The organism is Pseudomonas paraversuta (assembly GCF_904063065.1).
In the GTDB taxonomy this organism is placed as follows: Bacteria; Pseudomonadota; Gammaproteobacteria; order Pseudomonadales; family Pseudomonadaceae; genus Aquipseudomonas; species Aquipseudomonas paraversuta.
This window is the reverse complement of record NZ_CAJFCL010000009.1, coordinates 265,733-288,458: the sequence shown is the minus strand read 5'-3', so window position 1 is coordinate 288,458 and position 22,726 is coordinate 265,733. Positions and strand designations below refer to the sequence as shown.

Annotated in this window: 22 protein-coding genes and 1 pseudogene; 11 read left to right on the top strand and 12 right to left on the bottom strand. The window is 58.7% G+C overall.

From position 1 onward, the window contains the following. Positions 1-654 (bottom strand): annotated as a pseudogene (locus tag JQ845_RS19465) (gamma-glutamyl-gamma-aminobutyrate hydrolase family protein). A gap of 278 nt (positions 655-932) precedes the next feature. Between JQ845_RS19465 and JQ845_RS19460 the strand changes: the two are divergent. Together JQ845_RS19460 and JQ845_RS19455 are read left to right on the top strand one after the other, a co-directional pair. After that, entirely contained in the window at positions 933-2,309 is a 1,377-nt protein-coding gene (locus JQ845_RS19460) for a glutamine synthetase family protein (protein ID WP_003444606.1), read from the top strand. Between the two features lie 143 nt (positions 2,310-2,452). After that, positions 2,453-3,112 carry a TetR/AcrR family transcriptional regulator gene (locus tag JQ845_RS19455; protein ID WP_003444604.1) on the top strand — a complete coding sequence of 220 codons (660 nt, stop codon included), beginning with the start codon at positions 2,453-2,455 and terminating at the stop codon, positions 3,110-3,112. 95 nt (positions 3,113-3,207) lie between these two features. Here JQ845_RS19455 and tauD read toward each other — a convergent pair whose 3' ends face one another. Genes tauD through tauA form a run of 4 tightly spaced genes read right to left on the bottom strand, consistent with a single transcriptional unit; the run spans position 3,208 to position 6,736 of the window. After that, the gene (gene tauD / locus JQ845_RS19450; protein ID WP_203009369.1) at positions 3,208-4,041 is read right to left on the bottom strand and encodes a taurine dioxygenase; all 834 of its coding nucleotides are present in this window, start codon (positions 4,039-4,041) and stop codon (positions 3,208-3,210) included. 56 nt (positions 4,042-4,097) lie between these two features. After that, entirely contained in the window at positions 4,098-4,934 is an 837-nt protein-coding gene (gene tauC, locus JQ845_RS19445; RefSeq protein WP_003444601.1) for a taurine ABC transporter permease TauC, read from the bottom strand. Continuing rightward, complete coding sequence (tauB, locus tag JQ845_RS19440; protein ID WP_010657426.1) at positions 4,931-5,725, bottom strand: taurine ABC transporter ATP-binding subunit; 795 nt, start codon at positions 5,723-5,725, stop codon at positions 4,931-4,933. The genes tauC and tauB overlap by 4 nt, the downstream gene beginning before the upstream one ends. A gap of 27 nt (positions 5,726-5,752) precedes the next feature. Beyond that, entirely contained in the window at positions 5,753-6,736 is a 984-nt protein-coding gene (tauA, locus tag JQ845_RS19435; protein WP_003444597.1) for a taurine ABC transporter substrate-binding protein, read from the bottom strand. Positions 6,737-7,233: 497 nt separating this feature from the next. Between tauA and JQ845_RS19430 the strand changes: the two genes are divergently transcribed. The 9 genes from JQ845_RS19430 to JQ845_RS19390 all read left to right on the top strand — a co-directional run bounded on the left by JQ845_RS19430 (position 7,234) and on the right by JQ845_RS19390 (position 15,273). After that, positions 7,234-8,595 (top strand): OprD family porin, encoded by a 1,362-nt coding sequence (locus tag JQ845_RS19430; RefSeq protein ID WP_203009368.1) that lies wholly within the window; start codon positions 7,234-7,236, stop codon positions 8,593-8,595. 294 nt (positions 8,596-8,889) lie between these two features. Continuing rightward, positions 8,890-9,528 (top strand): peroxiredoxin, encoded by a 639-nt coding sequence (locus tag JQ845_RS19425; RefSeq protein WP_003444594.1) that lies wholly within the window; start codon positions 8,890-8,892, stop codon positions 9,526-9,528. A 268-nt stretch (positions 9,529-9,796) separates the two neighbouring features. Next, positions 9,797-10,390, top strand: coding sequence for an NADPH-dependent FMN reductase (gene ssuE, locus JQ845_RS19420; RefSeq protein ID WP_003444592.1), 594 nt, complete (start codon positions 9,797-9,799; stop codon positions 10,388-10,390). A 204-nt stretch (positions 10,391-10,594) separates the two neighbouring features. Then, complete coding sequence (locus JQ845_RS19415; protein ID WP_003444589.1) at positions 10,595-11,560, top strand: sulfonate ABC transporter substrate-binding protein; 966 nt, start codon at positions 10,595-10,597, stop codon at positions 11,558-11,560. Positions 11,561-11,591: 31 nt separating this feature from the next. Beyond that, the gene (ssuD, locus tag JQ845_RS19410) at positions 11,592-12,740 is read left to right on the top strand and encodes an FMNH2-dependent alkanesulfonate monooxygenase (RefSeq protein ID WP_003444587.1); all 1,149 of its coding nucleotides are present in this window, start codon (positions 11,592-11,594) and stop codon (positions 12,738-12,740) included. Positions 12,741-12,747: 7 nt separating this feature from the next. Next, a complete protein-coding gene (gene ssuC, locus JQ845_RS19405) occupies positions 12,748-13,554 on the top strand; it encodes an aliphatic sulfonate ABC transporter permease SsuC (RefSeq protein ID WP_003444585.1) in 807 nt (268 codons plus the stop codon). Next, complete coding sequence (ssuB, locus tag JQ845_RS19400) at positions 13,551-14,357, top strand: aliphatic sulfonates ABC transporter ATP-binding protein (protein WP_203009367.1); 807 nt, start codon at positions 13,551-13,553, stop codon at positions 14,355-14,357. Before ssuC ends, ssuB begins: the two co-directional genes overlap by 4 nt. Positions 14,358-14,392: 35 nt before the next feature. Beyond that, the gene (locus JQ845_RS19395) at positions 14,393-14,608 is read left to right on the top strand and encodes a TOBE domain-containing protein (RefSeq protein WP_003444581.1); all 216 of its coding nucleotides are present in this window, start codon (positions 14,393-14,395) and stop codon (positions 14,606-14,608) included. Between the two features lie 206 nt (positions 14,609-14,814). Then, a complete protein-coding gene (locus JQ845_RS19390; protein ID WP_039736989.1) occupies positions 14,815-15,273 on the top strand; it encodes an REP-associated tyrosine transposase in 459 nt (152 codons plus the stop codon). Between the two features lie 45 nt (positions 15,274-15,318). Here JQ845_RS19390 and JQ845_RS19385 read toward each other — a convergent pair whose 3' ends face one another. The 7 genes from JQ845_RS19385 to JQ845_RS19355 form a co-directional block, all read right to left on the bottom strand. Beyond that, positions 15,319-15,945: a class I SAM-dependent methyltransferase gene (locus JQ845_RS19385; RefSeq protein WP_127197071.1), complete on the bottom strand. Its 627-nt coding sequence runs from the start codon at positions 15,943-15,945 to the stop codon at positions 15,319-15,321. Positions 15,946-15,985: 40 nt separating this feature from the next. Further along, positions 15,986-16,630 carry a methionine ABC transporter permease gene (locus JQ845_RS19380; protein WP_203009366.1) on the bottom strand — a complete coding sequence of 215 codons (645 nt, stop codon included), beginning with the start codon at positions 16,628-16,630 and terminating at the stop codon, positions 15,986-15,988. Further along, positions 16,620-17,741 (bottom strand): methionine ABC transporter ATP-binding protein, encoded by a 1,122-nt coding sequence (locus JQ845_RS19375; RefSeq protein ID WP_160626544.1) that lies wholly within the window; start codon positions 17,739-17,741, stop codon positions 16,620-16,622. The genes JQ845_RS19380 and JQ845_RS19375 overlap by 11 nt, the downstream gene beginning before the upstream one ends. A 2-nt stretch (positions 17,742-17,743) precedes the next feature. Beyond that, positions 17,744-18,541: a MetQ/NlpA family ABC transporter substrate-binding protein gene (locus JQ845_RS19370; RefSeq protein ID WP_010657388.1), complete on the bottom strand. Its 798-nt coding sequence runs from the start codon at positions 18,539-18,541 to the stop codon at positions 17,744-17,746. Between the two features lie 82 nt (positions 18,542-18,623). Further along, complete coding sequence (locus JQ845_RS19365) at positions 18,624-19,985, bottom strand: LLM class flavin-dependent oxidoreductase (protein ID WP_003444571.1); 1,362 nt, start codon at positions 19,983-19,985, stop codon at positions 18,624-18,626. Continuing rightward, positions 19,985-21,181 (bottom strand): SfnB family sulfur acquisition oxidoreductase, encoded by a 1,197-nt coding sequence (locus tag JQ845_RS19360; RefSeq protein WP_003444569.1) that lies wholly within the window; start codon positions 21,179-21,181, stop codon positions 19,985-19,987. The genes JQ845_RS19365 and JQ845_RS19360 overlap by 1 nt, the downstream gene beginning before the upstream one ends. A 14-nt stretch (positions 21,182-21,195) precedes the next feature. Beyond that, positions 21,196-22,437 carry an SfnB family sulfur acquisition oxidoreductase gene (locus JQ845_RS19355; RefSeq protein ID WP_203009365.1) on the bottom strand — a complete coding sequence of 414 codons (1,242 nt, stop codon included), beginning with the start codon at positions 22,435-22,437 and terminating at the stop codon, positions 21,196-21,198. Positions 22,438-22,726 lie beyond the last annotated feature (289 nt).

Genomic DNA, 22,726 nt, shown 5'->3' with positions numbered 1-22,726 from the left:
TCAGGCGTTTACTGACGCATCCGCGTCGTGTTGAGTGGCGCGCCTTCTGCAGGCATCGCGAGATAAATCGGGTTAGAGCTTACCTGCCATTCGGGGTGCCATTGCACGGCTAAAGCAAAAGCCTTGCCGCCTTCGATCGAAACCGCCTCCACCAGGCCGTCCGGAGCCAGGCCTGCCAGTACGCCGCCCGGTTGAATGTTGCATGGCGTGACTCGGTGCGCTGGGGTCTTCTCGATGCTCGATGAAGCCTTCGACTTCGTGCAATTTCTGGTGAAGTGAGCCACCCGGGGCTACATTCAATTCCTGAAACCCGCCACAGATCCCCGGCACAGGAACACCTGTGGCGAGAGCGGCACGGATCAGGGGGAGGGTGGTGCGATCACGGTCAGGATCATGCAGCGTGTCAGGCGCGCTGGTGGGGCCGTGATATAAATGAGGTTCGATATTGGACGGTGACCCGGTAAACAGCAGTCCGTCCAGACTGTCCAGAATATTGGTCGGATCAATCAGTTCCGCCAAGGACGGAAGGATCAGAGGCAAGCCTTTGGCGGCCACCGCGATTGCTCGCACGTACTTATCGCCAGTGATGTGATAAGGATGCAAACCGATCTGCTTGGTGCAGGCGGTGACGCCGATTAACGGCAGGCGTGACATGTAACACCCCGGTATTATTGCTGTTATGGGTTTGAATCGAGCTTAGCCTTGTTCATTTTTTTACACAACACCCCCGTAAAAAATACAATACGCCCCGCTCAAGCCTGCGGGCGGCAAGGTTTTTAAAAGGGCAAAGACGCCCTGAAAAGCGTCAAAAATGGCCTTTAAGCCCTTTTTCAGGGCAAAAAATAGGCTGCTTGACTTCGGTATGCCGTTCGGGTTGACTGAATCCCGTAGCGCTCAATGATTGATATTTTTAACAACAAAGGTGTTGCATCATGTCGGTACCCCCGCGTGCCGTTCAGCTTAACGAAGCGAACGCGTTCCTTAAGGAACATCCTGAGGTTCTGTACGTTGACCTTCTAATTGCGGATATGAATGGTGTGGTGCGCGGTAAGCGCATTGAACGCACCAGTCTCCACAAGGTTTACGAGAAAGGCATCAACCTGCCAGCCTCTCTGTTTGCGCTGGATATCAATGGCTCAACGGTGGAAAGCACCGGTCTGGGTCTGGATATCGGTGACGCAGACAGAATCTGTTATCCAATTCCTGACACCCTGTGCAATGAACCATGGCAAAAGCGCCCCACTGCGCAACTGCTGATGACCATGCACGAACTCGAAGGTGAGCCGTTCTTCGCCGACCCTCGCGAAGTATTGCGTCAAGTTGTTACGAAATTTGACGACATGGGTCTCACCATCTGCGCCGCTTTCGAGCTCGAGTTCTACCTGATTGACCAGGAGAACGTTAACGGGCGTCCACAACCGCCGCGCTCGCCGATCTCCGGCAAACGTCCGCATTCGACCCAGGTTTACCTGATCGACGATCTCGACGAATACGTCGACTGCCTCCAGGACATTCTGGAAGGTGCCAAAGAGCAAGGCATCCCGGCTGACGCCATCGTTAAAGAAAGTGCCCCGGCGCAGTTCGAAGTGAACCTGCACCACGTTGCCGACCCGATCAAGGCCTGCGACTACGCAGTACTGCTTAAACGTCTGATCAAAAACATCGCCTACGACCATGAGATGGACACCACGTTCATGGCCAAGCCTTATCCGGGCCAGGCGGGTAACGGGTTGCACGTACATATTTCGATTCTGGACAAAGAGGGCAAAAATATTTTTGCCAGCGAGGATCCCGAGCAGAACGCCGCATTGCGTCACGCGATCGGCGGTGTGCTCGAGACCCTACCGGCGCAGATGGCGTTCCTTTGCCCTAACGTCAACTCCTACCGTCGTTTCGGCGCACAGTTCTACGTGCCGAACTCGCCGTGCTGGGGCCTGGACAACCGTACGGTGGCCCTGCGGGTACCGACCGGTTCTTCTGACTCCGTGCGTCTGGAACACCGGGTGGCTGGCGCCGATGCCAACCCGTACCTGTTGATGGCCTCGGTTCTGGCGGGCGTGCACCACGGCCTGACCAACAAGATCGAGCCACCACCACCGGTAGAAGGCAACTCCTACGAGCAGAACGAGCAAAGCCTGCCGAACAACTTGCGTGATGCCCTGCGCGAGCTGGATGACAGCGAAGTGATGGCCAAATATATCGACCCTAAATACATCGATATTTTTGTGGCCTGTAAAGAGAGCGAACTGGAAGAGTTTGAACATTCCATCTCCGACCTCGAGTACAACTGGTACTTGCATACCGTGTAAGCGGTTGCAGTCCTGAAAACGCCATCGGCCAACAGCCGGTGGCGTTTTTTTATGTGCGCACCAGCACCGGCGATCCAGGCGAAGGTCTGTGGCGAACATCCAGCCCGGCTCGTACAATGCCTGCTGCCCCGCAGGAGACACCCATGACGCGCCCCGCCTCGCCCCGCGCTACACCTCGCAAGCCCCGCGCCCGCAGTCAGGTCCGAATTGATTCGATACTCGACGCCGCCCGCACATTGCTCGCCGCCGAGGGGGTGTCCAGCCTGTCGATTTACAGTGTGGCGCAGCGTGCGGCAATTGCGCCGTCATCGGTCTATCACTTTTTCCCCAGTGTGCCGGCGTTGCTCCAGGCCCTGACGAGTGATGTCCACGGCGCGTTCCGCGCCTGCCTGAAACAACCGGTTGCCCATGACGAGCTCAATGGCTGGCGTGATCTTTCGCGGATTATCGAGCAACGCATGCTGACCATTTACCACCAGGATGCGGCCGCCCGGCAGCTGATTCTGGCCCAGCACGGGCTTACCGAAGTGACCCGGGCCGACAGTCAGCACGACCTTGAACTGGGCCAGTTGATGCACGGGTTGTTTATGCGCCACTTCGAGCTTCCGGTACTGCCGCAAGAGGTGGACGTTTTTGCCCTGGCCATGGAGTTGGGTGACCGCGTGTATGCGCGCTCCATCCAGATAAACGGCAGCATCACCCCGCGCATGGCCGAAGAAGGCGCGCGGGTGGTCGATGCCTATCTGGGGTTGTACCTGCCGCCGTACCTGCCCAAACGCCCAAGCCCGGCCTTACCCCTGTAGGAGCGAGCTTGCCTCGCGAGCTTTTCACGACCCGGGATTCAGCGTTAAAAGCTCGCGAGGCAAGCTCGCTCCTACAACAGGCTTGCTTCTGCAGGTCAGAAGGGCGCATCACCGAGGATCGTCGCGCGGTGCATCACGCGGCGATTCGGGCGGTAATCATCCACGGCGTAATGCTGGGTCACGCGATTGTCCCAGAACGCTACGTCGTTCTCCTGCCAGCGCCAGCGGATTGTGTACTCCGGGCGGGTGCTGTGGGCGAACAGCAACTTGAGGATCGCTTCGCTTTCAGCCTCTGAAAGTTCATTGATTCTGGTGGTGAAGCCTTCGTTGACGAACAACGATTTGCGCCCGCTGACCGGGTGCGTGCGGATCACCGGGTGCGACAGCGGCGGGTTGTTTTTGCGGGTCTGTTCCCAGCGCTGAAAATCTTCGGGTGTCGAACCAAAACGCTCCAGCGGGAACGATTTGGTGAAGTCGTGGGTAGCGGTCAAACCATCCAGCAGCACTTGCAGTGGCCTGGACAGACCCTCGAACGCTGCAATCCCGCTGGCCCACAAGGTATCGCCGCCAAAAGCCGGCAACTGCTTGGCACTCAGCACCGCGCCCAGCGCCGGGGTCGGCAAGAAGGTCACGTCGGTGTGCCACACCGCGTTGTCACGGACATCGGTAACGGCCGTGTCCAGCACCAGCACTTCAGGCTGTTCCGGTACGTTGGGATAAATCGGATGAATATGCAGATCGCCAAAATTGGCCGCAAAGCGTGCTTGCTGTTGCGGGGTGATCGACTGTTGTTTAAAGAAAATCACCTGATATTCGAGCAGCGCCTGCTCGATGGCATCACGCTGCAGCGGGCTCAGAGGCCGGGTCAGATCGACGCCGTCAATCTGGGCGCCAAGGGCAGAGCTAATCGGGGTAATGGTCAGGCTCATGGTCTATCTCTTTATCAGCGCGCCGATTGATCAGCGTCGAGTGCAATTCGAAGTGTCTAGTGAGCCTGGCCGTGCCACGGCACCAGCTTGCGTTGCAGGGCGCGCAGGCCCATTTCCATGGCAAAGGCGATGATGGCAATCACCAGAATCCCCAAGACCACCACGTCGGTGACCAGGAATTGCGCAGCGGACTGCACCATAAAACCCAGACCGCTGGTGGCGGCGATCAACTCGGCTGCCACCAGGGTCGACCAGCCCACGCCCAGACCAATACGCACACCGGTCAGAATGTCCGGCAGGGCGCTGGGCAAAATCACATGGCGAATCAACTGCCAGCGAGTGGCACCCAGCGACTGGGCGGCGCGGACTTTGGCCGGGTCGACGGTACGCACGCCGGTGGCAGTGGCAATTGCAATCGGGGCAAAGATCGCCAGATAAATCAGCAGTACTTTCGACAGTTCGCCAATCCCGCACCAGATCACAATCAACGGCAAATAGGCCAGCGGCGGAATAGGCCGATAGAACTCGATCAGCGGGTCGAAAATCCCCCGCGCGATGCGGTTGTGGCCGATAGCGATGCCCACCGGCACCGCGGTCAGAATCGCAAAGCCCAGGCCCAGGCCGATACGGGTCAGACTGGCGCCCAGGTGCTGCCACAAGGTGGAGTCCATATAACCTGTGGTCGCCAGCAACCAGCCTTTCTCCAGCACGGCCGAAGGTGGCGGCAAAAACAGCGGCTCGATGAGTCCGGCGGCAGTCACGGCCCACCAGACGGCAAGCAGCGTGAGGATGGTCAGGACGCTGATCCAGCGCGTACTCAGGCTGCGTTTTACCGGGCGCGGTGCGTGGGGCGCTGCAACTGCAGCTTCGGCGACGGCTTCATAACTGCTCATGCGTGCTCCTGGTGCCGGGCGGCACCGTGTTGGGAAAACACACGTTCCAGCACGTGTTCACGGGTTTCGATAAAGCGCGGATCGGATTTGATCGAACGGGCCGATTCGCCGGCGTTGTAACGCTGACCGAAGTCCAGGCTCAGCCGCTCAACAATGCGGCCCGGATTGGGCGCGAGCAAAATCAGGTCGGTAGCCAGAAAAACCGCTTCTTCAATGTCGTGGGTAATCAGAAATACGGGTTTGTCCGTGCGCTTGCACACTTGCAGCAGCAACTCTTGCATCTGTTCGCGGGTGAAGGCGTCCAGTGCGCCGAAAGGTTCGTCCATCAGCAACACGCGCGGGTCGGCCGCCAGGGCCCGAGCCAGGCCGACACGTTGTTTCTGGCCGCCCGAAAGCTCCCAGACGCGGCGCTGTTCAAAGCCCGACAAATCCACCAGCGCCAGCATTTCACGGGCGCGGCTTTCACGCTTGTTGCGGGGGACTCCTGCCAGTTCAAGGCCGAAGGCCACATTGGCCAGCACGTCCTGCCAGGGCAGCAGTACATCGTCCTGAAACACCACTCCGCGTTCGGCGCTTGGCCCTTTGACCTGAGCCCCGTCGAGGGTGATGCGTCCGCCGCTGGGTTCAACAAAACCGGCGATCAGATTCAGCAAGGAGGTTTTGCCGCTGCCCGACGGGCCAAGGGCGACCAGCAGTTGCTGAGGGCCGAGGCTGACGGAAATATCCGACAGCACCGGCTCAGCTGCGCCCGGGTACTGTGCGCTGATACGCTCCAGTGATAACAAGGCCATGACGGTCGACTCCTCAGCGGGCGAAAATTATTGAGTAATGAAACTGGCGTTAACCGACGGCGCGTAGTCCGACAGAACCGCGTCGACCTTGCCTTGCTCTTTGAGGAAGGTCGCGGTGTCGGTCAGCGCTTTGGTGGTAGGTGCGCCCAGCAGAACCACCTGATCGGCGGCCAGCGGGTAGACGTTGCCTTGCAGCAGTAGCGCAATATCAGCCGCTTTGGCGCCCGAGAGCTTCACCACCTTGTCGACGTTGCTTTGATTGGCCAGCCAGGCTTTTGGGTCCTTGTGATAGTCGGCGTAAGCATCCAGGGTGACTTTGGCGAACGCTTTAACGATTTCCGGGTGCTTGGCGGCGAAGTCCTTGCGCACGATCCAGGCGTCAAAGGTCGGTGCGCCGAATTTGGCCAGCTCGCCAGAGGTGATCAGCACCTTGCCGTTTTCCTTGGCTGCGCCCAATGCCGGGTCCCACACATAGGTGGCATCGATATCGCCACGCTTCCAGGCCGCCACAATGGCCGGCGGCGCCAGGTTCAGAATCTGTACTTTCGAAGGATCAATATTCCAGTGCTTGAGCGCTGCCAGCAGGCTGTAGTGGCCGGTAGAGACAAAGGGCACGGCGATTTTCTTGCCGATCAGGTCCTGCGGGCCATTGATCCCGGAACCGTCACGGGCCACCAGGGCTTCGGCGCCGCCGATCTGGGTTGCGATCAAAAAGGTTTCCACCGGCACCTTGCGGGTGATGGCTGCGGTCAGCGGGCTTGAACCCAGGTAGCCGATCTGCACATCGCCCGAGGCAATGGCGGCAATGATGTCGGAGCCGTTATCGAATTTGCGCCAGTTGATTTTGGCACCGGTAGCTTTCTCGTAAGCGCCGTCGGCCTGGGCGACTTTCGCCGGGTCTACGGTGGTTTGGTAGGCCACGGTCACGTCGTTGGCTGCGGCCTGGGCAAAGAAGCTGGCACCCGCCAGGGACAAAGCTGCCAAAAGGCGTAATGGAGAGTGCAGTTTCATCAAGTAGCTCCTCGGCAGGTGGCCGGATATCGGCAGAGCGCGAGGTTAAATGATCTAAGAATGCGTAAATAAATAACTTTTAAGCATTAGCTTATGTTGTTCCGCAACATGCACAAACGCGCGCGAGCTCTATCTGCTCCGGTGTTTCGCCTGGCAACTGATCGGGTAGTAGTTAAGCGCTAAATGTTATTAAAAAATTCATAAATTTTTGTTTAGGAATTAGACAAAAGGCCGATAGGATTCCTCCGATTTTGCGCGGGTAATATTTAGACATATATCCATTCGATCTGAAAAAATTCTAAACAATTCTTTTTAGTTTTATGGAGTAGCCATTATCCTGCGCATAAATGGCAGACGACTAGACAAAGGTCGTAGACATGATTGGTTACGATTGACTTGTCAGTCATTGTCCGGCGCTAATCGCGCATCTGTAGCACCGAGACGTCAGATCTTGGGTTAAAGAACTACAAAAATTAGAAACGCATAGGAGCAACACCATGAACAAGTCCACCTTGGCCATCGCTGTGGCCGTAGGTTTGTTGGCGCAACAGGCAAGCGCTGCCGGTTTTATTGAAGACAGCAAGACCACGCTGAAACTGCGTAACTTCTATATCAACAACGATAACCGTGATTCGGGTGCGCCGAAGAACTCCAACTACACCGCTGAATGGGGCCAAGGCTTCCAGCTGGACTACACCTCGGGTTTCACCCAGGGCACAGTTGGTTTTGGTGTGGATGCAATTGGCCTGCTGGGCGTCAAGCTGGACTCCAGCACTGCCAAGCACGGTAACCCGACTGGCCTGAACGCCGGTGGCTCGGTATTCCCAAGCGACGGCGACCACGCTGTGGACGATTTCTCCAGCCTGGGCCTGACGGCTAAAGCCAAGATTTCCCAGACTGAATTGCGCATCGGTACCTTGCAGCCAAAACTGCCGGTCATCGTGACCAACGACGGTCGCCTGCTGCCGCAAACCTTCCAGGGTGGCCAGATCACCTCCAGCGAGTTCAAGGACCTGACCTTCACCGGCGGCCAGATCGAACACGCCAAGGGTCGTAACTCCACCAACAACGAAGGCCTGTCGATTGCTGGCGCCAACGGTGGCTCCAACTACGACACCGGCAAATTTGTTAACAAGTTCTATTACGGCGGTGCCGACTACAAGGTCAACAAAGACCTGTTGCTGCAGTACTACTACGGCAATCTGGAAGATTTCTACAAGCAACACTTCCTGGGTCTGACCCACAACTGGTCCATCGGTCCGGGCGTGTTGAAAACTGACTTGCGCTACTTCAACAGCTCCGATGATGGTAAAAACGGCCATGATCCGCTGTATTACACCTCCGGTGACTACGCCCATAGCTCGACGGGCAACGGCAAAGGCAAGGTTGATAACAACCTGTACAGCGGTCTGTTCCTGTACACCGTTGAAGGTCACACCTTCGGTGGCGGTTACCAGGTCAGCAACGGCAGCAGTGACTTCCCTTGGCTGAACCAGGGCGACGGTTCGTCGGCTTACCTGACTACCGACATGCAAATCCAGAAGTTCGCCCGTGCTGGCGAACGTACCTGGCAGGCTCGCTACTCGTATGACTTCGCCAAGCTTGGCGTTCCCGGCCTGACGGCGGGCGCGGTTTACCTGCGTGGCGACAACATCGACACCTACAGCGGCAACAAGCAGACCAGCAATGGCGCTTCCGAGTGGGAACGCGATATCACTGTGGCCTACGTGGTACAGGAAGGCGCGTTGAAAAACCTCGGCTTCATGTGGAAAAACGCCATGTGGCGCAACGACATTGCCAACCAGCGCGACCAGGACGAAAACCGTCTGATCGTCAGCTACTCGATTCCGTTGCTGTAAGCCGGTTGTAGTAACAGGCAAGAAAAATCCTGCCCGGCGCAATGCCGGGCAGGGTGTTTACCGAAGACCGAATCGATCAATTCGCAACACATTTGAATGTCGCAGCTCCCTGCCGCTCCCCTTGCCTAAACCTGAATCCAGAGTGGCCCCATGCCTTGGCCGTGTCCAATGAAACAGTTTTTAATATTCCCTTATGCTCTAACCAAATCGATATTTATTCTTTTTAATTAGTTCATGGTGCAGGCAGAGTAAGTCCATCACGCCCTGCCATTCCCTATAAAAAGGAGCTGCACCATGAGCCTCAGACTCGGCGACATCGCCCCCGATTTCGAACAGGATTCCAGCGCCGGCAAGATTCGTTTTCATGAATGGCTGGGCGATAACTGGGGCGTGCTGTTTTCACACCCGGCGGACTTCACCCCGGTCTGCACCACCGAGCTGGGCTTCACCGCCAAGCTCAAGGACGAATTTGCCAAACGCGGGGTCAAAGCCATCGCGCTGTCCGTCGACCCGGTGGACTCGCATCACCGCTGGATCGAAGACATCAACCAAACCCAGAACACCCAGGTCAACTTTCCGATCCTGGCCGATGCCGATCGCAAAGTGTCCGATCTCTACGATCTGATTCACCCCAATGCCAGCGATACCCTGACGGTGCGCTCGCTGTTCGTGATTGATCCGAACAAAAAGATTCGCCTGACCATCACCTATCCAGCCAGCACCGGACGCAATTTCAATGAAATTTTGCGCGTGATCGATTCGTTGCAACTGACCGACAACTTCAAAGTTGCCACCCCGGCCAACTGGCAGGACGGCGACGAAGTGGTGATCGTGCCGTCGCTAAAGGATGAAGACGAAATCAAGAAGCGCTTCCCCAAGGGCTACCGCGCCGTGAAGCCCTACCTGCGCCTCACGCCACAGCCAAACAAATAATCCTCTCCTGTAGAAGCCAGCTTGCTCGCGATCTTTTTGATCTGCACGGCTCGCTCCTGCAGAGTTTCCATCTTCAAGTGCAACAGGGTTTGGGGCCGTTTCGACGGCCCTTTTTTTTGCGCTTTGAATCGTCAAATCTCATATTCATTTAAGGAATAAACAAATGAATAAATATGATTTATAGATATATAAATCACCTGTTAAGGTCTTCTCACTCAAGCGAAAACGCTGACAGCGAATTGCACACATTCACTCAAGGAAATGCCCGATGCTGGTCGTGACACTCGGAGGTAGCCCAAGCCAACGATCCCGCTCCGGGGTGCTGCTGGACCGCGCCAAACACTGGCTCAACCAGCAAGGCGTAGAAGTCGTGAGTTACCAGGTACGTGACTTTGCGGCCGAAGACTTGCTCCACGCACGTTTTGACAGTCCGCAAATCATCAATCTGTTGCAACACATCGAAAATGCCGATGGCCTGGTGATTGCGACGCCGGTGTACAAGGCCTCGTTCAGCGGTGCACTGAAAACCATCCTTGATCTGCTGCCTGAGCGCGCCCTGAGCCATAAAGTGGTATTGCCCATCGCTACGGGTGGCAGCATCGCCCACATGCTGGCCGTGGACTACGCCCTCAAGCCGGTGCTCTCTGCGCTCAAGGCTCAGGAAATGCTGCACGGCATTTTTGCCGATGACAGCCAGATTGCTTACGGCGAAGGCGGCGCACAAGCGCAACTGGTGCCGATCCTGGAACAACGCTTGAGCGAGGCTCTGGAGCAGTTTTACAGCGCCCTGGCCCGCCGTCCGAAACCGCTGGACCCGAACATTCTCAACGAGCGCCTGCGCACGGCTCGCTGGAGTATCTGAACCAATCGATGCCACGGCATCTGTGTGGGAGCTGGCTTGTCAGCGATTGAGGCGCCCCGGATTGCCTGACGCGATGCAGTGATGCCAGCGCCGGCAAGCCAGCTCCCACAGATACAGCCCACAGTTTCAAGCAATTCCGCCTTACCGATCCGCTAACGGCCCGGCAGGTGCAACCCGAATCTCGAACCTTAATAGGAGAGCGCCATGCGCCCTGTCATTTTGCGTCGTGGAGTGGTCGCACTGTTAGCTGCGGCCGTGTCCTTTGGCGTCGTTTTACACGCTCAGGCCGATGCCCTGCGTATCGGTTATCAAAAGTACGGCACCCTGGTGCTGCTCAAGGCCAAGGGCACGCTGGAGAAGCGTCTGGCCGAGCAGGGTGTCGAGGTGCAATGGACTGAATTCCCCGGTGGCCCGCAATTGCTTGAAGGCCTGAACGTCGGCTCCATCGACTTCGGCGTGACGGGTGAAACCCCGCCGGTGTTCGCCCAGGCCGCCGGTGCCGATCTGCTGTATGTCGCCTACGAGCCGCCCGCTCCGACCAGCGAAGCGATTCTGGTGCCCAAGGATTCGCCGATCAAATCGGTCAAAGACCTCAAAGGCAAAAAGGTCGTGCTCAACAAAGGCTCCAACGTTCACTACCTGTTGGTGCGTGCCCTGGAAGACGCCGGCCTGAAGTACAGCGATATCCAGACCATATTCCTGCCGCCCGCCGATGCCCGTGCTGCGTTTGAGCGGGGCAGTGTCGATGCCTGGGTCATCTGGGACCCGTACCAGGCCGCTGCCGAACAACAGCTGCAGGCACGCACCCTGCGTGATGCCAGCGCGCTTGCCGACAATCATCAGTTCTACCTGGCGACCAAGCCTTACGCCGAACAGCATCCCAAGGTCATCGAGACCCTGATCGAAGAAGTGCGCAATGTCGGTGAGTGGGCCAAAGCCAACCCGGAAGAAGTCACGCAGCAAGTGGCGCCGCTCCTGGGCCTGGCGCTTGATATCACCCGCACGGCGGTCAAGCGCCAGGGCTACGGCGCGCAGTTCTTGACCCCTGAAGTGGTCAACGCCCAGCAAAAAATCGCTGACAGTTTTTACCAGCTCAAGCTGATTCCCAAGCCGCTGGTTGTGAAAGATGTGATCTGGACACCACCGGCCGCTGTGGCCAAAGCCAACTAACGCTTGCCGTACCCATTCAGGAGACAACTCCATGAGCCTCAATATTTTCTGGTTCCTGCCTACCCACGGTGACGGCCATTACCTTGGCACCTCCGAAGGCGCCCGTGCCGTTGATTACGGTTACCTGCAACAAGTGGCACAAGCGGCAGACCGCCTGGGTTTTGGCGGAGTTCTGATCCCTACCGGGCGCTCGTGCGAAGACTCGTGGCTGGTGGCGGCAGCATTGATCCCTGTCACTCAGCGCCTGAAATTTCTGGTGGCACTGCGTCCGGGTATCGTCTCGCCGACCGTGGCAGCCCGTCAGGCCGCGACCCTGGACCGACTGTCCGGCGGACGCGCGCTGTTCAATCTGGTGACCGGCGGTGACCCGGAAGAACTGGCCGGTGACGGCCTGTTTCTGAGCCACGAAGAGCGCTATCAGGCCTCGGTAGAGTTCACCCGCATCTGGCGCCGCGTGCTCGAAGGCGAAACCGTGGACTACGACGGTCAGCACATCACGGTCAAAGGCGCCAAGTTGCTGTACCCGCCGATTCAGCAACCGCGTCCGCCGCTGTACTTCGGCGGCTCTTCGGAAGCTGCGCAGGATCTGGCCGCAGAGCAGGTTGAAATGGTTCTGACCTGGGGCGAGCCACCGGCTGCGGTCGCCGAAAAAATTGCCCAGGTACGGGCCAAGGCTGCCAAACACGGACGTACCGTACGTTTCGGCATTCGCCTGCACGTCATCGTGCGCGAAACCAACGACGAGGCCTGGAAAGCGGCAGACAAACTTATTTCTCATCTGGATGACGACACTATTGCCCGGGCCCAGGCTTCACTGGCGCGTTTCGATTCCGTCGGCCAGCAGCGCATGGCTGCCCTGCACGGCGGCAGCCGCGACAATCTGGAAGTCAGCCCCAACCTGTGGGCGGGGGTCGGTCTGGTGCGCGGTGGTGCGGGTACGGCTCTGGTGGGTGACGGCCCGACAGTGGCAGCACGGGTCAAGGAATACGCCGATCTGGGCATCGACACCTTTATTTTTTCCGGCTACCCGCATCTGGAAGAGTCGTACCGGGTGGCTGAACTGCTGTTTCCGCACCTCGATATCGAGCGCCCGGAACTGCCGAAAAGTTCGGGATACGTGAGTCCGTTTGGCGAAATGGTGGCCAACGATATTCTTCCTAAAGCTGCTGCGCAGAGTTGAGGCGGCCATGAGCAAGGGCAAGGCTTCAAGCCTCAATAGCATCGGCCACAAACTGGCGCCCTGGGCCTTGCCGGTATTGCTGCTGGCGGTATGGCAGCTGTCGGTATCGGCGGGCTGGTTGTCGACCCGCATTCTGCCTGCCCCTAGCGCCGTATTCGCGGCCGGGGTCGAGTTGGTGCGCAGTGGCGAGATCTGGAAACACCTCGCCATCAGCGGCTGGCGGGCCGGGGTCGGTTTTGTCATCGGTGGCAGCATCGGCCTGGTGCTGGGCTTCATCACCGGCTTGTCGAAATGGGGCGAGCGCCTGCTGGACAGTTCGGTGCAAATGATCCGCAACGTACCGCACCTGGCGCTCATCCCTCTGGTCATCCTGTGGTTCGGGATCGACGAGTCGGCGAAGATTTTCCTGGTGGCGCTGGGGACTTTATTCCCCATCTACCTCAACACCTATCACGGCATCCGCAACGTAGACCCTGCTTTGGTGGAAATGGCGCGCAGTTACGGGCTGTCCGGTTTCAGCCTGTTTCGCCAGGTGATCCTGCCCGGTGCCTTGCCTTCGATCCTGGTGGGGGTGCGTTTTGCCCTGGGCTTTATGTGGTTGACCCTGATCGTGGCCGAAACCATTTCCGCCAGCTCCGGCATTGGCTACCTGGCGATGAACGCCCGGGAGTTTTTGCAAACCGACGTGGTCGTGCTGGCGATTGTTCTGTACGCGGTGCTCGGCAAATTGGCCGATACCGCGGCCCGGGGCCTGGAGCGTGTGTGGTTGCGCTGGCACCCGGCCTATCAAGTGGTTAAAGGCGGTGCAGCATGACGGCTCAACAACCTCCGCGTTTGCGTCAGGGCATTCCGCTGGCCATCAAAGGCCTGCAAAAGTCTTTTGCTGAGCGTCAGGTCCTGCGTGACATCAATCTGCATATTCCTGCCGGTCAATTCGTGGCGATAGTAGGGCGTAGCGGTTGTGGCAAAAGCACCCTGATGCGCCTGCTGGCCGGGCTCGATCAACCGACGGCTGGCCAACTGCTGGCAGGCACGGCAGTGCTGGAAGAAGTCCGCGAAGACACGCGGCTGATGTTTCAGGAAGCGCGTTTGCTGCCCTGGAAAAAAGTCATCGACAACGTCGGGCTAGGGCTCAAGGGCGACTGGCGTGCCAAGGCGCTAAAAGCGCTGGAAGAGGTGGGTCTGGCCGAGCGCGCCAATGAATGGCCGGCGGCTTTATCGGGCGGGCAAAAACAGCGTGTGGCCCTGGCTCGTGCGCTGATTCACCAGCCGGGCCTGTTGTTACTGGATGAACCCTTGGGTGCGCTGGATGCCTTGACCCGCATCGAGATGCAGCAACTGATCGAACGCCTGTGGCGCCAGCACGGATTCACCGTATTGCTGGTGACCCACGACGTCAGCGAAGCCGTTGCGATTGCCGATCGGGTCATCCTGATCGAAGACGGCGAAGTGGGGCTGGACCTCACAGTCGAACTGCCGCGCCCCCGGGTGCGCGGATCGCACCGGCTGGCGGCACTGGAAACAGAAGTACTCAACCGGGTACTTGCCTTGCCTGGCTCGCCCCCTGAGCCGGAACCCGTTGCACCGCTGCCTACGCAACTGCGCTGGGCGCAATAACCGCACTTTTCTATCCCAAGACAGGAATCGACACCATGACCATCAAAGCCATCAACGTTCGCAACCAGTTCAAAGGCCATATCAAGGAAATCGTGCTGGGCGACGTGCTTTCGGAAATCGACGTACAGACGGCATCGGGCATCGTTACCTCGGTCATCACCACCCGTTCGGTCAAAGAGCTGGAGCTGGTAGTGGGCAGCGAAGTAATCGCCTTTGTAAAATCCACCGAAGTATCCATCGCCAAGTTGTAAAGCATGAAAGACCGATCCCCGAGCGGTGTAAGCCCCTCGGGGTTTTTTTATGCTTTATCTGTAGGAGCGAGCTTGCTCGCGAGCCTTTGAAGCTCGCGAGCAAGCTCGCTCCTACAGACCAGACATATTCAGAACTACCATCGTGTTTCAGAGCTTTGAGCCCCCATTAGTCTTTGTCTTTTGATACTTATTCAGAGGGTAAAGGAATGTCAGGCTCTATCCATGGATGTCGGCTTCGCACAGGCAGAGTCTCTGAGACGGGTCGGATTTATCTGCTCACGGCCGTGGTGAAAGACCGTGAACCGACTTTCAGCAACTTTCATAGCGCTCGACTTTTAATCAATGAACTTCGCAGAACTCAAAGCGAGGGATTGGTTAAATCACTCGCCTGGGTCGTCATGCCCGATCACTTTCATTGGTTGATCGAACTACAAGACGCCAGCCTAGCGACAGTCATGAGACGGACAAAATCGTGCAGTGCTCGAGTGATTAACGCGGCCTGTAAACGCAATAATCATTTTTGGCAAAAGGGCTATCACGACCGGGCGATTCGTTATGACGAAGATCTGGCAAGCGTCGCCCGCTATGTCGTCGCCAACCCCCTGCGGGCAGGTTTGGTGCAGCGCCTGGGCGATTACCCGCACTGGGATGCCATATGGCTCTAACCCCTGTAGGAGCGAGCTTGCCTCGCGAGCTTTCAAGGCGGGGAGTCAGGCTTTGCGCCACACACTCACCAGCCACGGCTGCTGGTCGCGGGGCAGGCCGGGGGGGCGGTAGTAGTGTTCCAGTTCGACAAAACCCGCCCCGGTGAGCATCGCCTGCCAGTTTTCCAGATCGTGGTATGCCCCGTAACGCTGGCCATTCCAGCCTTCTCGATTGTCCCCGCGCGGGTTGGAACTCAGCAGTACGCCGCCAGGCTTCAGGGTGGCGTGCAGCTTGCCCAGTACTTGCGCAAGCTCTTGGGTCGGTACGTGGAACAACGAGGCGTTGGCGAAGATGCCGTCAAAGTGTTCGGCAGGCAGGTCCAGCTTGAGAAAGTCCTGATGCCATACTTCACAGCCACTGTCCTGGCGGGCCATCTGGGTGAAGCGTTCAGTGCCGTCGAGCCCGACCGCTACATGCCCCAGGCGGGTGAAGGTTTGCAGATCGCGCCCCGGACCGCAGCCAAAATCCAGAAGGGTAAATGGCGCTCTGCCCTGGATATGCCGCAGTAATGCGTCGATGTTCTGGCTCACATCATGGTCGCGAGTCCCTTCGCGAAAGCCTTCGGCACTCTGCTGATAATGCTCCAGCGTGGTGGCAGCAATCTGTTCGAGGGTTTTTGCATCGAGGGTCATGGCAGGCTCGGTCGGCGGCAGTCTGGCCGCCGACTATACCTCAGCGTTTGTTCAGTACGCGGGCCAGGCGATCACCGCCAAGCTGAATCACCGCCACCAGCACCACCAGCAACACAATCACGGTCAGCATGACCTGGGTGTCAAAGCGCTGATAACCGTAGCGGTAGGCAATGTCACCCAGGCCGCCGGCGCCTATGGCTCCGGCCATGGCCGATGAGTTGATCATGGTCACCAGGGTGATGGTGAAACCGCCGACAATGCCCGGCAAGGCTTCAGGCAACAGCACGTGCCAAATGATGTGATGGCGTTTGCAACCCATGGCTTGCGCGGCCTCGATCAGGCCGTGATCCACTTCGCGCAGGCTGACTTCGGCGATCCGTGCGAAGAACGGCGTAGCGGCGATGGTCAGGGGTACGACGGCAGCCCAGACGCCGTAGGTAGTGCCGACAATCAGGCGGGTGAAGGGGATCAGCGCCACCATCAAAATCAGAAAGGGAATGGAACGGAACAGGTTCACGAACGCGCCCAGTGCCTGGTTCAGCCTGGGGGCCTGATAAATACCGCCCTTGCCGCTGGTGACCAGAATCACCGCCAGCGGAATGCCCAGGACTAATGCGATCAGTGACGACACACCGACCATTAAAAAGGTGTCGATCACACCCTGCCATAGACGTTCAAATCCCATAACCCACGACCTCGACCTGTTGTGCCCATTGTCCGGCGCGCTTGCGTAATTCGTCCGCCCCCAGAGAGCTGCTGGTCACGCTGAGCAACAGTTGGCCTAGGGCGTGCCCCTGAATCTGCTCAACCCCGCCATGCAGCAGCCGCACCTGACCGCCCAGGGCGCTGAACAACGCACCCAGGTCCGGTTCCTGCTCCTGGCTGCCGGTAAAACGCAGACGCAGAATCACACTCGAATGTGACGATGCCGGCTGCGCGCTGATGCGGTTTTTCAGGGCTTCGGGCAGGTTGTCCTGCAGTGGTGCGAGCAAGGTTTTGCTGACCTCATGCTGCGGGTCGCCGAACACTTGCCACACCGGGCCCTGCTCGACGATCCGGCCTTGTTCCAGTACCACCACGCGGTGACAGATATCGCGAATCACCGCCATCTCGTGGGTGATGAGGATGATGGTCAGGCCCAGGCGCTGATTGATCTCGCGCAGCAGACCGAGAATCGACTGGGTGGTCTCCGGATCAAGGGCCGAGGTGGCTTCATCACAGAGCAGGATGGCCGGGTCGTGGACCAGCGCGCGGGCAATGCCAACCCGTTGTTTCTGCCCTCCCGACAGTTGCGCCGGGTAGGCCTTGTGCTTGCCTTGCAGGCCCACCAGCTCCAGCAACTCGCGGACTTTCTGTTCCCGCTGCAGTCTGGGTACGCCAGCTACCTTGAGCGGCAGTTCGACGTTCTGCCACACGGTCTTGGCTGACATCAGGTTGAAGTGCTGGAAGATCATGCCGGTTTGTCGGCGCAGCGCCACCAGCCGGTTTTCATCGAAGTCACCGATGTCGATTTGATCGATCAGCACGCGACCGTTGCTGGGTTGTTCCAGGCGATTGATGGTGCGAATCAGCGAGGATTTGCCGGCGCCGCTGCGACCGATAATGCCGAAAATCTCCCCGTGCTGAATCGCCAGGTCGATATCCTTGAGGGCATCCACCGGCCCCTGTTGGCCGTCATAGGTTTTGCCTACGCCGATAAAACGCACATGGGCCTGGCTCAGTTCAGGGTGCAGCCGGGTGTGGGTCGCGCTTGGCTGCGGCTGATCGAGCCGCTCGCGAGCAATTGCCACGTTCATGTTCAGTTATCCCAGCCAGGTTGATACAGGGTGCCGTAGGCCTTATCCAGCGAGGCTTTGACCACAGGCGAATGCTGGTAGATATCGACAAATCTGGCCAGTCGCGGGTCGTCCTTGTTCTTGGGCTGGATCACGAATTGAATGACGTATTCCGGGTGGTCGATGCCGTCAAACAACAGCGCCGAGTTGGCATCGAAGTTTTTCGACAGGCGTATGTAGTGCGGGTACCCCTGCACCAGATCGGCATCGTCATAGGCGCGTACCAGCTGTACGGCTTCGACCTGCAGGATCTTGATGTTTTTCGGATTGGCGACGATATCTTCTTCGGTCGCCTTGTAGCCTACGCCGGGCTTGAGGGTGATGAGGCCGGCCTTGGCCAGCAGTTGCAGGCCGCGTCCACTGTTAATCGGGTCATTGGCGATGGCCACCGTAGCGCCCTGGGGAAGTTGGTCCAGGCTTTGGTATTTTTTCGAGTACAGGCCCACGTTGTTGATGATGCCTTTGGCATAGGGCACCAGGTTAAACCCGCCGGCAGCGTTGGCATTTTCCAGGAACGGGATGTGCTGGAAGTAGTTCACGTCGATGTCGCCGCTGTTGAGGCTGACGTTGGGAGCGATCCAGTCGCTGAACTCGATCAGCTCGACATCCAGGCCTTGCTTCCTGGCTTCGTTCACCGTCGTTTCAAGGGCGGGAGCAAAGGCCGCCGTGGTGCCGACCTTGAGCGGGGCGTCGCTGGCGAAGACGATGCCGCTGAACAGTCCGAGCGCCAGAACCAGTGGGGTTAAGTGTTTTTTGTGCATGGGGCAAATTCCATTCAAAAATTCAGAATTCAAATCCTCCAGGAGCGAGCATCAGACGGCTCGTGAGCTCGCTCCTGCAGGGTTATTCGGGTTGGCGGTAAGCGGCGCCCGTATGCCGTTCAGGCAAGTGCGCGTCGCCCTCGGTAAAGAGTTTTTGCCGCAGGCTGCCGGTGTCATATGCGGTCTTGTAGGAGCCCCGGCGTTGCAGCTCGGGGACTACCAGATCGATAAAGTCGACATAGCTTTCCGGCGTCACGATGCGGGTCAGGTTGAAGCCGTCCAGACCGGTCTCTTCGATCCACGATTCGAGCTCGTCGGCCACCTGTTGCGGTGAGCCCACCAATGTCATGTAGCGCCCGCCCAGTGCGTGTTGTTCAAGCAGTTTGCGCCGGGTCCAGTCGTTGTTTTGCAGCACTTTTGTAGCGGACTGGATGGCGTTGTTCTTCACGTACTGGATCGGCTCGTCCAGTTCGTAGTCGGCAAAGTCGATGCCTGTGGAGCTGGAAAAATGCGCCACCCCGGCTTCGGCACTGGCATAGCCCAGGTACTCGTCGCGCTTGGCCCGGGCCAGGGCTTCGGTGGGCGCGACTATCACGTTGAGGCCCATAAACAGTTTGATGTCATCCGGGTTGCGTCCTGCCGCCGCGGCGCTGGCGCGAACCTTGTCGACCTGGGTTTTGGTCGCCGCCTTGGTCTGGCCACTGATAAACACGCACTCGGCATGGCGCCCGGCAAACACCAGACCGCGATCCGAACTGCCGGCCTGAAACAGTACCGGCGTGCGCTGGGGTGAGGGTTCGCACAGGTGATAGCCCTCGACCTGGTAGAACTCGCCGGCATGTCTGACCTTGTGCACCTTGTCGGGACGGGCATAGATGCGCTGTGCCGGGTCGTTGACCACGGCGCCGTTTTCCCAGCTGCCTTCCCAGAGTTTGTACAACACCTCCAGGTATTCATCGGCCTGGTCGTAACGCCGGTCATGTTCGACCTGTTCGCTCAGGCCCATGGCTTTGGCCGCGCTGTCCAGATACCCGGTGACGATGTTCCAGCCCACACGGCCGCGGGTCAGATGGTCCAGTGTCGACATGCGACGGGCGAATAAATACGGGGGCTCGTAGGTCAGGTTTGCGGTCAGGCCAAAGCCAAGGTTTCTGGTTACGGCCGCCATGGCCGATACCAGCAGCAGCGGGTCGTTGACCGGCAGCTGAATCGACTCCTTGAGCGGCACATCAACCGACTGTTGATAGACGTCGTAGACGCCGACGATATCGGCGATAAACAGCCCGTCAAACAGCCCGCGCTCCAGCAGCTGCGCCAGCTCAGTCCAGTATTCGAGGGTGTTGAACTGGGTGGAGTTGTCCCGTGGATGCGTCCACAGACCGTGGTTGATGTGGCCAATGCAGTTCATGTTGAAGGCATTGATCAGGATTTTCTTTTTGCTCATCAGATGGTCCCCCGCAATGGCGGGTTCGTATCGTTGAGGTAGTAATTGCCCACCGCGTGATATTTCCAGCGCACCGGATCGTGCAGGGTGTGGACCCGGGCGTTGCGCCAGTGGCGATCGAGCCCGTGTTCGGCGAGGGTGGCCTGGCTGCCCGCCAGTTCAAACAGGGTGCTGCCTGCGGCCAGCGAAATCTCGGTGCTGATGGCGCGCGCTTCTGCCACCGCAATCGAGGCAGCTGCCACGGTGCCGGCATGGGTATTGGCCTGGGCGATATCCAGCAGTTCACCGGCGCGCTCCAGCAAGGCTTCGGCGGCATGCAGACGCACACTCAGGCGGCCAAAGCTTTTCAGGGTGAGCGGGTCTTCGCTGGCGATATCGCTGGTGGCGTCGATCCAGGGCCGGGTCTTGGTGCGCACAAAATGCAGCGCGTCTTCAAAGGCGGCGCGGGCGATGCCGGTGTCGATGGCGGCATGGAGGATTTGCGCCAGCGGGCCAACCGGGGTCGGGCGCTCAAAGGCGCTTTGAAACGGAATCACGTCATCAGCGGCGACGAACACATTGTCGAACAGCACCGAGCCGCTGCCGGTGGTGCGCTGGCCGAAGCCGCTCCAGTCGTCAATCACGGTCAGGCCGTCGCTGTCGCGGGGCACGAACGCCAGGTGCTGTACGCCGTTATCATCCACCACCGAGGTCGGAATACGCTGCGCATACAGGGCGCCGGTGGCGTAAAACTTGCGACCGGTGATGCGGTAGCCGTCTTCGGCCCTGGCCAGGTGGGTGGTACGGTCGTGGGCGGTTTTAGTGCCGATTTCGGCCAGGGCATTACCAAAGCGCTGTCCGGCCAGGACCTCGGCATATAGCCGCGCCTGTTGTGCCGGCGTGCCATTGACCCGCAGTACTTCAAGTGCATAGAAATGGTTTTGCGGAATTTGCCCCAGCGAGGCGTCAGCAGCAGCAATCAATGCCACCACCTGAGCCAGCGTGACATTGGACACGCCGGCGCCACCCCAGGCCTGCGGCACGGTAATGCCCCACAGGCCGGTGTGGGAAAACAGTTCGAGTTCATCAAGCGGCAGGCGTCGATCGCGGTCGCGTACAGCACTTTCGCGTTTGAAATGTGCGGCCAGTTCACGGGCTACGCTCAGGGCCTCGGCATCACTGCGGATGACCGGGACCTGTTTGGATATCAGGGACATGGGTATCTCCGTAGTCAAATCCAGGAATGCCGGGCAGGCAGGGTGCCGTTGAGGCGGTAGGTGCCGATGGCGTGGTATTTCCAGCGGACCGGGTCGTGCAGGGTATGAACCCGTGCGTTGCGCCAGTGTCGGTCAAGGTTGAAACGGGCGAGGGTGGCGCTGCTGCCCGCCAGTTCGAAAAGTTTTTCGCTGGCCAGCAACGACAGCTCGGTGCTCAGCACCTTGGCTTCGGCCACGGCAATCGAGGCCCGGGCGGCGGCCTGCGCGTCAATCGGTGCGGCGCTGACTTCATCCAGTACCCGGCCGGCTTTGCGCAACAAGGCTTCGGCGGCATGCAACTCGATCTTCAATTTGCCGATGTCGGCGATGACATAGGGATCATCGCTGTTGCGCTCGACCCTGGCGTCGATCCACGGCCGGGAACGTTCGCGTACAAAACTGATGGTGTCGGTGATGGCTTCGCGGGCGATGCCCAGATCGATGGCGGCCTGGATCAGTTGCGACACCGAGCCCTGAATGTTCGGCACTTCGCCCAAACGCCAGCTGTCGATGACCAGTTCGTCATCAATGCGCACGCTGTTGAGCAACACGGTACCGCTGGCAGTGGTGCGCTGGCCAAAGCCGGACCAGTCATCGACAACGCGCAGGCCGGGAGTCCCGCGGCGAACAAAGGCCATGACCGGTTTGCCGTCGTCGTTGAGCGCCTTGACTGCAATCCAGTGCGCGAACAGTGCACCGGTGGAGTAAAACTTCTGACCACTGATGACGAAATCATCCTTGTCAGCGGTTATGCGTGCCTTCAAGTCCAGGGTGTTTTTACTGCCGCGTTCAGGCCCCGCATTACCGATGCGCCAGCCCTGCAGCACGCTGCTGAACAGTTGCTCTTTTTGCGATTGACTCGCGGTGCTGGAAATCAGATTGAGAATGCCCACCTGGTTCTGCGGAATCTGCCCCAGCGCCGGGTCGGCGGCCGAAATAATGGCAAACACTTCAGCCAGGGTGACGAAGGAAACCTGTGGCCCGCCGAACTCCCGGGGAATGGAGATACTGCCAAGTCCACTGCGGGTGAACTGCTCAATAAGTGACCAGGGCAATTTGCGTTGCTGATCGCGCCTGGCCGCGTGCTCACGGGCGGCGGCAGCCAGATCGCGTGCGGCTTCAAGGGCTTCGTTGTCGGTGCGCAGGATGTGCGCTGCGAGCAACAAGGGGGCGACATCCAGGTCGCTTTGCAGGTGTGCATTAGCCAGATTGGACATCACTGCTGCTCCTTGGCTGCACGCAATGCCCTGGCGATTTCCACAAGGGTAATTGTGTTACGGACCATACCTACCTCGCATCTCATTGGAGCACCGCTTGAGCGGTGCAGATAAAAGCTGGAAAGTCCGGTGGTCCGGTGCATATACCCTAATTGAGTATAAAAATTAAAAGAACTAACTTTTAGGAATATGGATAGACGATTCGTCCTGGCTGGCTGTTGCGCCAGAGGGGCTGCGGCTTTGCATTACCCGGGGGAGCCCTGCGAGTGCCACCCATGCGCGATATGGA